General features: G+C 73.4%; 13 protein-coding genes. 7 read left to right on the top strand and 6 right to left on the bottom strand.

Annotated elements, in window-relative coordinates; genetic code table 11:
* Positions 1 to 284 precede the first annotated feature (284 nt).
* From ACLQ2R_RS16075 to ACLQ2R_RS16050, 6 genes are all read left to right on the top strand, one after another.
* On the top strand, positions 285 to 3,236 hold the full coding sequence (locus ACLQ2R_RS16075; RefSeq protein ID WP_425960290.1) for an AAA family ATPase: 2,952 nt from the start codon (positions 285 to 287) through the stop codon (positions 3,234 to 3,236).
* Between the two features lie 223 nt (positions 3,237 to 3,459).
* Positions 3,460 to 4,407 carry a dienelactone hydrolase family protein gene (locus ACLQ2R_RS16070; protein WP_425960289.1) on the top strand — a complete coding sequence of 316 codons (948 nt, stop codon included), beginning with the start codon at positions 3,460 to 3,462 and terminating at the stop codon, positions 4,405 to 4,407.
* Positions 4,408 to 4,668: 261 nt separating this feature from the next.
* Positions 4,669 to 5,526, top strand: a complete 858-nt coding sequence (locus ACLQ2R_RS16065; RefSeq protein ID WP_425960288.1) for a DUF3152 domain-containing protein — start codon at positions 4,669 to 4,671, stop codon at positions 5,524 to 5,526.
* Positions 5,527 to 5,729: 203 nt separating this feature from the next.
* On the top strand, positions 5,730 to 6,779 hold the full coding sequence (locus ACLQ2R_RS16060; protein ID WP_425960287.1) for an NAD-dependent epimerase/dehydratase family protein: 1,050 nt from the start codon (positions 5,730 to 5,732) through the stop codon (positions 6,777 to 6,779).
* Positions 6,780 to 6,883: 104 nt separating this feature from the next.
* Positions 6,884 to 7,348 (top strand): hypothetical protein, encoded by a 465-nt coding sequence (locus tag ACLQ2R_RS16055; RefSeq protein WP_425960286.1) that lies wholly within the window; start codon positions 6,884 to 6,886, stop codon positions 7,346 to 7,348.
* Positions 7,349 to 7,470: 122 nt separating this feature from the next.
* Positions 7,471 to 8,463, top strand: a complete 993-nt coding sequence (locus tag ACLQ2R_RS16050; RefSeq protein ID WP_425960285.1) for a DUF72 domain-containing protein — start codon at positions 7,471 to 7,473, stop codon at positions 8,461 to 8,463.
* 138 nt (positions 8,464 to 8,601) lie between these two features.
* Here ACLQ2R_RS16050 and ACLQ2R_RS16045 read toward each other — a convergent pair whose 3' ends face one another.
* The 6 genes from ACLQ2R_RS16045 to ACLQ2R_RS16020 form a co-directional block, all read right to left on the bottom strand.
* Positions 8,602 to 8,880 (bottom strand): WhiB family transcriptional regulator, encoded by a 279-nt coding sequence (locus ACLQ2R_RS16045; RefSeq protein ID WP_425960284.1) that lies wholly within the window; start codon positions 8,878 to 8,880, stop codon positions 8,602 to 8,604.
* 181 nt (positions 8,881 to 9,061) lie between these two features.
* Entirely contained in the window at positions 9,062 to 9,454 is a 393-nt protein-coding gene (locus tag ACLQ2R_RS16040; protein WP_425960283.1) for a ChaB family protein, read from the bottom strand.
* 145 nt (positions 9,455 to 9,599) lie between these two features.
* The gene (locus ACLQ2R_RS16035) at positions 9,600 to 10,601 is read right to left on the bottom strand and encodes a DNA topoisomerase IB (protein WP_425960282.1); all 1,002 of its coding nucleotides are present in this window, start codon (positions 10,599 to 10,601) and stop codon (positions 9,600 to 9,602) included.
* 10 nt (positions 10,602 to 10,611) lie between these two features.
* Positions 10,612 to 11,241 carry a DUF4865 family protein gene (locus ACLQ2R_RS16030; protein WP_425960281.1) on the bottom strand — a complete coding sequence of 210 codons (630 nt, stop codon included), beginning with the start codon at positions 11,239 to 11,241 and terminating at the stop codon, positions 10,612 to 10,614.
* A gap of 157 nt (positions 11,242 to 11,398) precedes the next feature.
* A complete protein-coding gene (locus tag ACLQ2R_RS16025; protein WP_425960280.1) occupies positions 11,399 to 11,968 on the bottom strand; it encodes a TetR/AcrR family transcriptional regulator in 570 nt (189 codons plus the stop codon).
* Between the two features lie 154 nt (positions 11,969 to 12,122).
* Positions 12,123 to 12,791, bottom strand: a complete 669-nt coding sequence (locus ACLQ2R_RS16020; protein ID WP_425960279.1) for a TetR/AcrR family transcriptional regulator — start codon at positions 12,789 to 12,791, stop codon at positions 12,123 to 12,125.
* Positions 12,792 to 13,068: 277 nt separating this feature from the next.
* On the opposite strand from ACLQ2R_RS16020, the gene ACLQ2R_RS16015 reads away from it, so the two are divergent.
* Positions 13,069 to 13,704, top strand: coding sequence for an NADPH-dependent FMN reductase (locus ACLQ2R_RS16015; protein WP_425960278.1), 636 nt, complete (start codon positions 13,069 to 13,071; stop codon positions 13,702 to 13,704).
* Positions 13,705 to 13,708 lie beyond the last annotated feature (4 nt).

The raw sequence follows: 13,708 nt of genomic DNA, 5'->3' as shown, positions 1-13,708 counted from the left end.
CTCGGTGGCCGAGGTCCCCTGGTTGAGACTCGATGGCCGAGACTCGACGGCCGAGGTCCGGTGACCGAAACCCGGCACCCGTTCCCTTGGACGCGGCCCGAATCGAGTTTTCGGCGGGGAAAGCTCCCGGCGGCTCCACCGAATGTGCACCGGCCCCGAAACGTATCGGTGAAATCACCCACAGCCGCGTGGATCAGAGTGCACGGGCACAGACCTATACAGAACACCACAGAACCCCGTCACGCACTCTTTCCAGCCACAACATACGGGCGTAACACTGGGGCATGCCCTCACCCTCCCGGTTTCCCCCGCCGCGGACGCTGTACGGCCGTGACGCCGAACAGGACGCCCTGCTGCGATTACTCGATGCCGCCCGCGGCGGATCCGGGGGATCCGTGATTCTGCGGGGGGCACGGGGAACGGGGAAGAGCGCGCTGCTCGACATCGCGGCGGAGCACGCGAAAGGCCGCCCGGGCGGTACCGGCGCCGGCGGCGCGAACGGCCGCGGACATGCGAACAGAGGCGTGCACAGAGACGGAGACGTACGGGGGGACGGGCGCGAGGACGGAAACGGACGCGGGGACGGCTTCGTCGTGCTCAGGGTCCGCGGCACCGAGGCCGAGTCACGCCTGCCGTACGCCGGGCTGCACGGCCTGCTCCGCCCGATCACCGGCCGGTTGCCGGAGCTGCCCGCCCCGCAGGCGGCGGCGCTGGAGGGGGCGCTGGAGCTGGGCGTGGCCGGGGACGGGCTGGTGCTCCCGGCGGCGGTGCTCAACCTCCTGACGGCCGTCGGCGGCCCGGTGCTGGCCTGCGTCGACGACGTCCATCATCTCGACGCGCCCAGTCGCGAGGCGCTCTTCTTCGCGGCCCGGCGGCTGGAGGGCGAGCCGGTCGTGCTGCTGTTCGGGGTCGACGCCGCCGCCGGGAAAACCGGCATCGGTGGCGGCGGCGGTGCCGATGGCCGTGCCGACGGCATCGCCCTCCCCGGCGACCTCCCGGTGTTCGAGCTCGGCGCCCTGGACCCCGGCGCCGCCAGGCGGCTGGTCGGCGACCTGGTGCCGGGCCTGCCCGACGACGTGCGGGCGTCCCTGCTGGAGGTCGCCCGCGGTAACCCGCTCGCGCTCGGGGAGCTCGCCCGCTCGCTCACCCCCGACCAGGTGTCCGGCGTCGCCGCCCCGCCCGAGACGCTGCCCAGGAACGGCGGGCTCTGGCGCGCCTACGCCGACCGGCTGGCGCGGCTGCCGGCCGGTACCGCGGACATGCTCCTGCTACTCGCGGCCGACCCGGACCTGGAGACGGCCACCCTGGCCGCGGCCACCGAGCCGGAGTGCGCGCTGAGCGCGCTCGAACCCGCGGAGCGGGCCGGTGTGATCGTCCGCGTGGCCGCGCCCGGCGGCGACCGCTACGACTTCCGCGAGCCCGCGATGCGGGAGGTGGTCTACGGCGACGCCTCCCTGGCCCGGCGCCGCGCCGCGCACCGCCTGCTCGCGGGCGTGCTCGGCCAGGATCACCAGCGTCTGCGGCGGGCCTGGCACCGGGCGTCCGCCCTGGACGGTCCCGCCGGGCCGCTGGCCGACGAGCTGGCCGCGGCCGCCTCCGCGGCCGGCTCCCAGGGCGGTTCCGCGACCGCGTCCCGGACAGGCCACCCGGCGCCCTTCCTGGCCTTCGAGCGGGCGGCCGAGCTGACCGCGCACGGTGACCTCAAGGCCGCGCGGCTGGCCGCCGCCGCCCATCGCGCCTGGCACGCCGGGCTGCCCCGGCGCGCCCGCTCGCTGCTGTCCCGCCTGAACTCGCTGACGGTCTCCGAGGAGGTACGCGGGCAGGCCGAGCTGATCCGCGGCAGCCTGGAGCTGCGCAGCGGGAAGACCGGCAACGCCGGGGACGACCTCATGGCGGCGGCGGAGTCGCTGGCGGGCAGGGATCGCGAGCAGGCCGTCCGGGTCCTCATCCGCGCGGGCGAGGCGAGCTACCTGGCCGGCGACAACCTTCGCTACCTGGACATAGCGCGGCGGGCCGAGGCCCTGCGCCGCCCGGACGACCCGGCGGCCGTCCAGCTGATGTTCGAGTACCTGGCCGGTACGGCGGCGACGTTCGACGGCCGCCACCGGCAGGCGGCGGGGCCGCTCCGCCGGGTGCTGGAGCTGGCGCCCCTGGCGCGTACCCCGTCGGTGCTGATCTGGGCGGGCGTGGCCGGCATGCTGCTCGGCGACGACGTGCAGGCGGTGCGATTGTGCAACCGGGCGGTGGAGACGGCACGCGCCCGCGGGGCGGTCTCCACGGTCCCGCAGGTGCTGGAGTTCCTGGTCCAGGCCGAGATCTGGACGGGCCGCTACGCCTCCATCACCGCCAACGCGGTCGAGGGGCTGCGGCTCGCCCAGGAGTGCGGCCGGCTCAACAGCGCCGGCCAGCACCTGGGGTGGCTGGCCCTCACCGCGGCCGTCGAGGGGGACGAGGAGACGTGCGCGATCAGGGCGGCGGGCGCCATCGAGCTGGCGGGCGCGCACGGCCTGGGGGTGGCGGGGGCGCTGGGCAACTGGGCGCTGGCCCATGCCGACCTCGCGGCGGGGCGGCACGCCGACGCGGCCAAGCGGTTGCGGGCCACGACGGCCCGGGGGGACGGGGCCGGCGGTCATCTCGTGGTGCAGGTCCTCTCGACGCCCCATTTCGTCGAGGCCGCGGTGCGCACCGGCGACCGGGAGGAGGCCCGGCAGGCGCTGCGGGTGCTGGACCGCTGGGTGGGCAGCACCCGCAGTCCCGACCGGCGCGCGGTGGCGATCCGCTGTCACGCGCTGCTGGCCGCCCCCGAGGACGCCGAGGAGCGCTACCTGGCCGCCCTCGAACAGCACCGCCAGGGGATCTCCGAGTTCGAGACGGCCCGTACCCAGTTGCTCTTCGGCAGCGTGCTGCGCAGGAACCGGCGTCCCGGCGCGGCCAGGGAGCACCTGCACAGCGCGCTGGAGACGTTCGAGCGGTTCGGCGCGCGGCGCTGGGCCGAGCAGGCGCGGGCCGAGCTGCGCGGGGCGGGCGAGTCGGTGGGCACGCGCCGCCCGGGCGGGGCGGAGAGGCTCACCGCGCAGCAGTACCAGATCGCGCGGATCGTCGCGGACGGCGCCACCAACCGGGAGGTGGCCGCCCTGCTGTACCTGAGCCCAAGGACAGTCGAGCACCACCTGAGGAACATCTTCGCCAGGCTTGACATCCGCTCGCGGGTGGAATTAGTGCGCCTCATGTCCTGATATACCGCCCTACGAGGGATTTAACGGTATGGGCAGCACGGGTGATTTCACCGATGCACGCCGGGACTGACACGAAGAAAGTGGCGTCTGTCAGAAACCCGCGGGGTCACCCGGTGGCGCCGGACCGTATCGCCGTCGGCGACGGACCGGCCTCGCGACGAACGGCCGTCGGCTCCGACGCCGTATCGCCGTGGTCTCCCCCACAGGAACGGAGTACAGCAACGTGCAGTCGTACAGCACCACCCCCCAGGCCTCCGCGCCCAGGCGTACGCGCCGGGCGACGGCGGCGGCCACGCTGACCCTCGCACTCGCTCTGCTCGGCACCGGCGGGACCCTCGCCCCCGCCGCGCAGGCCGCCGCGGCTCCCGCCACCCAGACCAACGCCCTGGGCCCCTACGACCGTGGCCCCAACCCCACCAACGCCATCCTCGAGGCGGCCAGGGGACCGTTCACCACCGCCCAGGCCACCGTCACGTCCGTCCAGGCGGCCGGCGGCTTCGGCGGCGCGACGATCTACTACCCGACCAGCACCAGCGAGGGGACGTTCGGCGGGGTCGCCGTCTCCCCCGGATTCACCGCGGCCAGGTCGAGCATGGCCGCGTTCGCCTCGCGGCTGGCCTCCCACGGGTTCGTGGTCATCAGCATCGACACCATCACCCGCTCCGACCAGCCCGCCAGCCGCGGCCGGCAGTTGCTGGCCGCGCTCGACTACCTGACGCAGCGCAGCTCGGTCGCCTCGCGCGTCGACGCCAGCCGGCTCGGCGTGGCCGGGCACTCCATGGGCGGCGGCGGCAGCCTGTCGGCGTCGAGCAGCCGCCCGTCGCTCCAGGCGGCCGTCCCGCTGACCCCCTGGCACACCACCAAGAGCTGGACGGGCATCCGGGTGCCGACCATGGTGATCGGCGCGGAGAACGACTCGGTCGCCCCGGTGAGCTCGCACGCCAAGCCGTTCTACAACAGCATCCCGGCCTCCGCGGAGAAGGCCTACCTGGAGCTGAACAACGCCAGCCACACCGCGCCGAACAGCTCCAACACCACCATCGCCAAGTACAGCGTCGCGTGGATGAAGCGCTTCATCGACGACGACGTCCGCTACGACCAGTTCCTCTGCCCGGTGCCGTCGACCAGCACGACCATCTCCGCCTACCAGGGCACCTGCCCGCACTCCTAGCCGGACCGCGCTCCCCGAAGGAGGGTGCTCCCGCGAGGAGCGCCCTCCCGGAAGGGCCGTGCTCCACGGGGACCGCGTCCCGGCGCACCCGTACTCCCGGAAGACCCGCCCACCGCCCGGCGGGACCTTCCGATCCGACGGCGGCCGCATCCGCGGCCGCCGTTCGGCGTACCCGCCCCGAGACCCGCGGGGGGATCGTCATACGATGGTTTTCCCCCGATTGATCGGGTACCGACGCGGGGGCAATAAGGTTTACGGTCTATGTCCAGAAACGAAGGTCGACGCGCGCCCGAGGGCGCTCTGTGGCTCATCGCCGCCGGGATCGTGTCCACCGTCGTGACCGGATTCGTCCTGCTGCTGAGCGGCCACCTCGACCCGGTGCCGGGCGGCCCCCTGCCCGCCGCCGCCCTCCCGCCGGAGCCGGTGACCGCGATCCCGACCCCGCCGCCGCGACCGTCCACGACACCCGGCCCCGCCGACGCCACCGCCGGTCCCGGCGCCACCGCCGATCCGGCCGGTGCCGCCGATCCCGCCCTCGCCCCGGCCGAGAGGCCGCTCCTGCTCGCCAACGGCCGCAGGCAGCCGCTACGGGTGAAGGTGCCCCGCAGGGCCAAGGGCCGCTACGCCGTCGCCCCCGGCGAGGCCCGCGCCCCCGGCCGCAAGGGCAGGGTCGTCCGGTACGCGGTGGAGGTCGAGCGCGGCCTGCCCTTCGAGGTGGACGAGTTCGCCGCCGAGGTGCACCGCATCCTCAACGACCGGCGCGGGTGGGGGTACCGGTTCACACGGGTGGCGCGCGGCCCCGTCGAGCTGAAGGTCTCGCTGACCAGCCCCCGGACCGCCGACCGCGAGTGCCTGCCGATGCGGGTCGTGTCCGTGCTGTCCTGCTGGAACGGCGAGCGCGCCGTCATCAACGCCGACCGGTGGAACACCGGCGCGCGGGGCTACGGCCGGGACGTGGCCTCCTACCGGGAGTACGTCATCAGCCACGAGGTCGGCCACGGCCTCGGGCACGGGCACGTGTCCTGCCCGGGACCGGGCAGGCGGGCGCCGGTGATGCTCCAGCAGACCAAGTCCCTGTCCGGCTGCCGCCCCAACCCCTGGCCGTTCCCCCGGCGCTGACCCCTCCGCGCCGCGCGGGACCCCTCGGGGTGGCACGTTCTCCGCGCCGGTCCTTCCGCACCGCACAGGAGGTTCCCCGGCGCCGTACGAGCCGGTCCTCCCGGCGCCGCGCGGGAGGTGTGCGCGGTGGATGCCGCTTTCACCGTCCGGCAAAGCCGTCGTCCGGGGGGATTCGCCGCTCCCTCCCGGGGCACCCGGTAGGCATGCGAGTAGTAGTCGTCGGCGCGACGGGAAACGTGGGCACGAGCGTGGTCTCGGCCCTCGCCGCCGATCAGAGCGTCACATCCATCGTGGGCCTGGCCCGGAGGGCACCGGACTGGAACCCGCCCAAGACCACCTGGCAGGCCGTCGACACCACCTCCGGCGACCTGACCCCGCACCTGGAGGGCGCCGACGCGGTCGTCCACCTGGCGTGGCTGTTCCAGCCGACCCGCGACCCGATCACCACCTGGCGCAACAACGTCCTGGGCGGCATCCGGGTCTTCGAGGCCACCGCGCGGGCGGGGGTGCCGGCGCTGGTGTACTCCTCCTCGGTCGGCGCCTACTCCTCGGCCCCCAAGGACCGTCCCGTCACCGAGGACTGGCCGACGCACGGCTGGCCCGGCGCCTCCTACGGCCGGGAGAAGGCGTACCTGGAACGGGTCCTCGACGTGCTCGAACGCGATCACCCCGGTATGCGGGTGGTCCGGATGCGGCCGGGCTTCATCTTCAAGCGGGAGGCGTCGGTCGGGCAGCGCCGGCTGTTCGGCGGGCCGTTCATCCCGCAGCGGCTGGTACGCCCCGGTCTGATCCCGGTGGTGCCGAACACCCCCGGGCTTCGTTTCCAGGTGGTCCACAGCGCCGACATCGGCCAGGCGTTCCGGCTGGCGGTGACCCGGCCGGTGTCGGGCGCCTTCAACATCGCCGCGGACCCGGTGATCGAGCCCTCGGTCCTGGCCGAGATGCTCGGCGCCAAGCTGGTCCCGGTCTCGGGATGGGCGCTGCGGAGCACGGTCGCGGCGGCCTGGCACCTGCGGCTGGTCCCCGCCTCTCCGGGCCTGGTCGACCTGGTGCTCAGGATGCCGATCATGGACGTCGGACGTGCCCGCACCGAGCTGGGCTGGGAGCCGCGCCACACGGCGGTCGAGGCCATGGAGGACCTCTTCGAGGGCCTGCGCCATCCCGAGGGGATGAACACCCCTCCGCTGGCGCCGCACACCGGCGGCCCGGCGCGCCTGGGCGAGTTGCGCACCGGCATCGGCGGGCGCCCCTGAGACCCGCGGCCCGCCGCGGCGGCGCGATCGAAGATCGTCAAGCCGCGCCGGGCGGGTAGGCTGACCGCGACGGTGAAGGAGCCTCGACGGTGAAGGAGCCGCCGATGACCGCCGACCCGACGATGACCCGGATCGGCCAGGGGGTGGAGCTGCACCACCACCAGGGGAAACGTGAGGCCGCCCGCGACCTGTTCGCGCAGATCTGGGATGACATCGGCGGCGAGCAGGGCGACCCGCTGCACGTCTGCGTCCTCGCCCACTCGATGGCCGACGTGCAGGACGACGTGAGCCGGGAGCTGATGTGGGACCTGCGCGCGCTCGCCGCCGCCGATCTGGTCACCGACGAGATGGTGGCGCGGGCCGGGGTGCCGCTCTCGGTGGCCGGCCTGTATCCGTCGCTGCACCTCAACGTGAGCGACTGCTACCGCAAACTGGGCGATCTCGACCGTGCCCGCGAGTACCTCGAGCTGGCGCGGTCCGAGATCGGCGCACTGGGCGACGACGAGTACGGCAGGCTCATCAGGGACGGCCTGGAGCGGTTGTCCGAACAGCTGGAGACGGCCACCTGACCACACCCCGCCGGGACGATCGAAGGCGGCCTGTGCGGGCAGGAGGTGTCCGGGAGCGTTCCCGTACGGGATCGGGTGCGCACCGGACGCCGGAGCCGCCGGCTTCGCAGGGAGGGCGGGGAATGGGCAGGATCCTCGTGGGCACGGCCTCGTGGACGCACCGGTCGCTGCTGGAGTCGGGCTGGTATCCCGAGGGCGCCTCGAACCCGGCGAAACGCCTGGCCTACTACGCGTCGAGGTTCCCGGTGGTCGAGGTGGACGCCACCTACTACCACCCGCCGTCGCTGGGCACCGTGCGGGGCTGGCGGGACCGCACCCCTCCCGGATTCACCTTCGACATCAAGGCGTTCTCCCTGCTCACCGGGCACCCCACCCGTCCGGCCGCGCTCTACAAGGACCTGAAGGAGAAGCTGGGGGCGCCCCCGCAGCGCAACCTCTACCTCAAGGACGTGCCGCCGGAGATCACCGAGGAGGTGTGGCGGCGCTTCCTGGAGACGCTGGAGCCGCTGCACGCCTCGGGCAGGCTGGGAGCGGTGCTCTTCCAGTTCCCGCCGTGGTTCCCGGTCGGCGAGGGCCCCAGGCGCTACATCCTGGAGTGCGCCCGGCGCTGCGCGCCGATGCGGATCAGCGTGGAGTTCCGCAACCACACCTGGATGGACGAGGACAACCGCGAGGAGACCCTGGCCTTCCTGGCCGAGCACGATCTCCCGTACGTGGGGGTCGACATGCCGCAGGGGCACGCCTCGTCGATGCCGCCGGTCCTCGCCGCGACCTCCGATCTCGCCGTGGTACGGCTGCACGGGCACTCCGAGAAGTGGACCAGCAAGAACATCGACGAGCGGTTCCTGTACCTGTACTCCGAGGACGAGCTCGAACGGTGGGCGGCCAGGGTCGGGGAGCTCGCGGGCCGGGCGAAGGTCACCCACGTCCTGTTCAACAACTGCTGCGCGGACAACTCCCAGCGCAACGCCTCCCGGTTCCGCGAACTCGTCGGCGGCCCGGCCGGGTGGGACGCGGAGGGGCAGGACACGACGAGCGGAGGGGACACGGGGAAGGACGCGAAGGGGACGGCAGGCGCGGAGGTGGACGGGCAGACGACGCTGGAGATCGGCTGACGCCTTCTCCCGGTGTACCGCGTGATCGATGCCGTGAGGCGTGGCAGGAGACGTGATCGGCATCAGCCGGTCGCGGCCCCTCGATGGCGCGAGACCACCGGCAGGCCACGGCGCCGCTGTCGGCGGCGGACCGGGGAACTACCTGCTGGCCCTCCGGCGCCTCGACCCGGCCATGGCGGTCCTGCGCTCCTCGGGAGTGGTACCACCCCACACGCCGTCCATCTGCTGGGTGTTCATCGCGTACTCAAGGCAGCGTCCCCGCACCGGGCAACGGCGGCACACGGCCCTGGCCCGTTCGTACTGCTCCCGCCCGGGTCCCTCGTAGGACACGGGGAAGAAGAGCTCGGGATCCTCGTTGAGGCAGGACGAGCGGCGGGACCAGTGGATGATCGGGATGACGTTGCTCTTAAGAGGCATGGCGATCCAATTGGGTGAGAACGGCTCGAATACCAACGGCTCAGGTTGAGGATCGCGTGCCCGCTGTATTCGTATTCATACCTTTTCTGAAGAAAAATCGGGCGGCCTTGACCGACGGTTTCTCCCGAACCGGAAGGCCGCCCGGCTCCGGATGTGCGAGCCGGGCGGGTCGTCCCGACCGTCAGCGGGCCTTGGCCGTGGCCCGCCGGTTGGCCTTCTGGATGGCCGCGACCAGCTCCTGCTTGGTCATGGTGGAGCGCCCCTTGACCTCCAGGCGCCTGGCCACCTCGTACAGGTGCTGTTTGGAGGCGTTGGCGTCCACCCCCTCGGCGGTCCTGCCCGACGTGGGCCTGGTCTGGGCGGCGCGGGCGTCCGAGGGGCCCTTGCTCTCCTTGGGCTCCCAGTGGTCGCCGATCTTCTCGAAGGAGTGCTTGAGCGCCGAGAACGCCGTGCGGTGGGCCCGCTCCCCCTCGCCGTAGGTCTCCACCGCGGCGTCATGGGCCTTGATCCACGTCTCCTGCGCCTTCTTCGGCGACCGCTCCAGGGTACTCGGGAGCTCCTCACGTGCCGGCATCGTCCGATCACCTCTCTCGTGGCGGGTCACGATCTCAGCGACCTCATGCCCGCCCGATCGCCGATCATGCTCCCGGCCTCCGCGCGACGCCGGCCGGGCTCCCGGCACCCGCGTGCCCCGGCGTCCGTGTGCGCCGGACGGGCGCTCAGCGCCCGCGCAGCAGGGACAGCACGGCCCGCTCCATGGCGCCGTGCGTGGCGAGCTGCCCGAAACCGCTCTCGGCGCCCAGCCGTCCCAGCGCCCGGGCGACGGTGCGGCCCCGGTGGTAGGCCTCGATCACTCGCGGGTCCACGTAGGAGGCGCGCGCCACCGCCGGGGTGTTGCCCAGGTACCCGGCCACCTCGGCGATCACCCGGTTGACCGCGCGTATCCTGCCCGTCCTGGAGCGGGCCCGCACCGAGACGGCCAGGCCCACGGCGGCCAGCACCGTGGCGTGCCAGGTCCTGAAGTCCTTGGCGGAGGTCTCGACGTCGAGCGTCTCGCGCAGGTAGGCGTTGATGTCGTCGCTGCGCACGTCGACCCAGCGGGAGCCGTCCCGGTAGCGCAGCAGCTCCCCCTCCTCCGCGGCGCCGTGCAGCTCGGTGATCACCTCGCACACGTCCGCGTCGACGATCTCCACCTCACGGAACCTGCCGCTCTTGGCCGGGTAGGCGCACGAGACGCGGCCCGCCGAGCAGGTGACGTGCTCCATCCTGAGCGTGGCCAGCCCGAACGACTCGTACGCCTCCCCGCCGACCCGGAAGAACCCGATGTCGAGCATCCGCGCGGCGGCGGCGAGCACCCGCTCGCGGGTCGGCCCGTCCTGCTCCAGGTGCTCGGCCACCCGCTCCCTGAACTTGGGCAGCCGCTCGGCCATCCGCCGCACCCGTTCGAACTTCGCCCGGTCCTGCTCCTCGCGCCACCGGTCGTGGTAGCGGTACTGCCTGCGCCCGGCCGCGTCGGTGCCGACCGCCTGGATGTGGCCGTCGCGCGACCGGCAGATCCACACGTCGGTCCAGGCCGGCGGCAGGGCCAGAGCCCTGATCCGGTCGAGGGTACGGCGGTCGCGCACCTTCGTCCCGTTGGGGTGGTGGTAGCCGAACCCCCTCCCCCGGCGCCGGCGCACGATGCCGGGCTCGGCCGGGTCGCTCTGCGTCAGTTCGCTCACGGGCGCCCCTCTACCCCGTGAAAGGCCTCCTATCGGCCAGGCCGGCCAGGCCGGCCAGGCCGGGTGCCGACAGGTGCAGCACCTCGTACCGCTCGGTGGCGTCCTCGTCGCCGGGCACCGCGTCCCGCCACAGCGTGAACCGCAGCAGCCGCCAGTCCCGGGGATCGAGGACGAGGGCGGCGGTGTGCACGTCCTCGCGCCGCGCGAGGGTCTCCAGCCGCTCGATCTCCCCGGCGATCCGGGCGGCCAGGCCCAGGCCGGTACCGTCCGGGTCGGGGTCGGCCGGGAGCTCGGTGACGCGGCGCGAGGCGGCCGCCGGGACCGTGGCGCGGGCGGGCCCGGCCACGGCGGCCAGGCCCGTCCAGTGGTGGACGGCCGGGCGGCCGAAGTCTCGGACGATGTTCTGGAAGCCACCGCCGCCGACCAGGAAGTGGGCCATCGCGGCCGCGTCGTTCCACAGGTAGAAGGGGGTGTACTGGTTGACCGGGGAGCCGTCGGTGCCGCGTTCGCGGATCAGGTAGGCCTTCAGGCCCAGCCCCGCGCGGTCGTCCAGCAGGTGGCCCGAGCGGGCGACCCGTTCGCGGATGATCCGCATGTCGTAGTCGGCGGGCAGGGTGATCTCGTACTGCTCGGCGTACATGGGAACGTGACCGCCTTCGTCTCGTCGCCGGAGGGCGAGGGGTGGGATGCACGGGTGTGCCCGCTCCCGTTCCAGGCCTATGTCCCGGCCCGGGGCTGGGACAGAAACAGGCCAAGGTCCAGAACAGGCCCAGGTCAGGGACACGCCCGGAACAGGGTCAGGCCGGACGGGTGTGGGCGGCGAGCAGCCCCAGCACGCCGTCGACGGCCTGGGTGAACGGTTCGGCGGAGTCGGCCGCGCGGGCCAGCACGTAGCCGCCCTGGAGCACCGCCACGACGGCACAGGCCGTGGCGACCGGATCGAGCCCGGCCGGCAGCTCGCCCCGGTCCCGGCCCTCGGCCAGGATCCCGGCGAGCCGGTCGCGCAGCCAGGCGAAGGTCTCCTCGACGGGGCGGCGCAGCGCCGGGTCGGCGACCACGTCCGGGTCCTGGGTGAGGCGGCCGATCGGGCAGCCCCGCAGGACGTCGCGCTCGCGCCGCAGATACGCGGTGATCCGCTCGACCGCCGTCCCTGGACCGGCGAGCCGGTCCTCGGCCGCGGCCCGCAGCTCCTCGGCGGTACGGCCGATCGCGGCCAGCGCCAGATCCGGCTTTCCGGTGAAGTGGTGGTACATGCTGCCCTGGCCGACCCCGGCCCGCTGCTGGATGGCCCGGGGGCTGGTGCCCACGTAGCCGCGCTCCCACAGCAGCTCGCGGGTGCTGGCGATCAGGTCCTCCGGCGCGCTCATACGACGAGTGTACATACCAGTAGGTACAACTCTCCCGTCCGCCGTCACGGGACCGGGCCGCGCGACGGCGACCGGACCGCCACGACACCCCCTGCACCCCCTTCACCCCCTGCACCCTCGCGGGACCTCGTCACAGGGTGCGCCCGTCCCGGGCTCAGGCCGGCAGGCCTCCCTTCGTCGCGCCGTACGCCCGCAGGAAGGCCCGCACCCCGGAGGCGGTCAGCCGGTCGGTCTCCTCCCTCGGAAGCGGGCTCAGCCCCCAGTAGGACCGGGGCGCGACGTCGGTCGTGACCAGCGCCATGAAGTGCTCGCCGGCCTGGGCGGGGTCGCCGTGCGCGTCGATCAGGCCGTGCCCGGCCAGCGCGGTCATGGCCTCGGTCACCCCGCGCATGACCGGGCGGGGCCCGGCCTCCTGCCAGGCCTCCAGGGCCTCGGCCGGAATGTGCCCGGCCTCCGCGTAGACGTGCCGCACCAGCGAGAAGTGGTCGCGGGAGTCCGCCATCAGATCGACCCACGAACGGGCCAGGGCGAGCAGGTCGCGTTCCAGGTCCTCGTGGCGGGGCGGGCGCTCCAGGTCCAGGTACCTGCGCAGCCGCGCGAGCTGCTCCTCCCTGACCCGGCTCGCGCTCCACTGCATGACCGAGCGGAACAGCTCCTCCTTCCCTCCCGGGAAGTGGTTGTAGAGGGTACGGGTCGAGGCGCCGGCCTGCGCGGCGATCACGTCGACGGTGGCCCGGGTGTAGCCGTCCCGCCCGAAGACCTCGCATCCCGCCCGCACGATCGCCGCCGCCTTGTCCGCCCGGCCCCGCCGAGGCCGGACCACCGCCTCCGCCGCCCCCACCGCCTCCGCCGCAGACCCCGCGAACCCCACGGCCTCCGCAGACCCCGCAGACCCCTTGGGTCCGGTGGGCCCGGTGGACTCCGCAGACCCCCTGGACCCTTTGGACTCCTTGGACCCCGAGCCGGTCATCGTTCCCGCCCCCCTTCCCGTACGCCACCGCTTTTTACAACGCACGTTGTTATTAGTGCAACCATCGTTGTATCTTAGCGGAGCGCGCCGCGAACGGCCGCATCACCACACCAGATTCGGGGAGACACCCATGTCCGAAACCGCCCACGTCACCGGACCCGCGACCACCCGTGAGGCCGCCCTGCGGGTCGCCGTCATCGTCGGGAGCGCCCGAGGGGGCCGCGTCGGCCCGTCGGTCGCCGAGTGGTTCGTCCGCCAGGCGGAACAGCGCACCGACCTCGTCCTGGACGTCGTCGACGTCGCCACCCTGGACCTTCCGGTGTCCATGCCCGACTGGGACGGCCTGCCCGACCCGGCCCCCGCGACCCAGGCCGCCCTGGCCGAGGTCACCCCCCGGCTGGCCGCCGCCGAGGCGTTCGTGATCGTCACCCCGGAGTACAACCACAGCTTCCCGGCCTCGCTGAAGAACCTCGTCGACTGGCACTTCACCCAGTGGCAGGCCAAGCCGATCGGCTTCGTCTCCTACGGCGGCGTGGGCGGCGGGCTGCGCGCGGTCGAACAGCTCCGGCAGGTCTTCGCCGAGCTGCACGCCATGACCGTACGCGACTCGGTCAGCCTGCACGGGCCCTGGTCCGGGCTGGGCGAGGACGGCAGGCCGCTGGACGCGGCCGTGTGCGAGGACGCCGCCAAGAACATGCTCGACCAGCTCCTGTGGTGGGGGCGCGCCCTGCGCGCCGCCCGCGCCGAGCACCCGTACGGCGAGTGACGGC

Source organism: Streptosporangium sp. DT93, assembly GCF_049844535.1.
In the GTDB taxonomy this organism is placed as follows: domain Bacteria; phylum Actinomycetota; class Actinomycetes; order Streptosporangiales; family Streptosporangiaceae; genus Streptosporangium.
This window is presented reverse-complemented; position numbering and strand designations above follow the sequence as displayed.

What these genes read in the sequence shown, in the direction of transcription:
- ACLQ2R_RS16075 (WP_425960290.1), top strand. Translation starts at nt 285, where the DNA reads ATGCCCTCACCCTCCCGGTTTCCCCCGCCGCGGACGCTGTACGGCCGT.
- ACLQ2R_RS16065 (WP_425960288.1), top strand. Translation starts at nt 4,669, where the DNA reads ATGTCCAGAAACGAAGGTCGACGCGCGCCCGAGGGCGCTCTGTGGCTC.
- ACLQ2R_RS16060 (WP_425960287.1), top strand. Translation starts at nt 5,730, where the DNA reads ATGCGAGTAGTAGTCGTCGGCGCGACGGGAAACGTGGGCACGAGCGTG.
- ACLQ2R_RS16055 (WP_425960286.1), top strand. Translation starts at nt 6,884, where the DNA reads ATGACCGCCGACCCGACGATGACCCGGATCGGCCAGGGGGTGGAGCTG.
- ACLQ2R_RS16050 (WP_425960285.1), top strand. Translation starts at nt 7,471, where the DNA reads ATGGGCAGGATCCTCGTGGGCACGGCCTCGTGGACGCACCGGTCGCTG.
- ACLQ2R_RS16045 (WP_425960284.1), bottom strand. Translation starts at nt 8,880, where the DNA reads ATGCCTCTTAAGAGCAACGTCATCCCGATCATCCACTGGTCCCGCCGC.
- ACLQ2R_RS16040 (WP_425960283.1), bottom strand. Translation starts at nt 9,454, where the DNA reads ATGCCGGCACGTGAGGAGCTCCCGAGTACCCTGGAGCGGTCGCCGAAG.
- ACLQ2R_RS16030 (WP_425960281.1), bottom strand. Translation starts at nt 11,241, where the DNA reads ATGTACGCCGAGCAGTACGAGATCACCCTGCCCGCCGACTACGACATG.
- ACLQ2R_RS16025 (WP_425960280.1), bottom strand. Translation starts at nt 11,968, where the DNA reads ATGAGCGCGCCGGAGGACCTGATCGCCAGCACCCGCGAGCTGCTGTGG.
- ACLQ2R_RS16015 (WP_425960278.1), top strand. Translation starts at nt 13,069, where the DNA reads ATGTCCGAAACCGCCCACGTCACCGGACCCGCGACCACCCGTGAGGCC.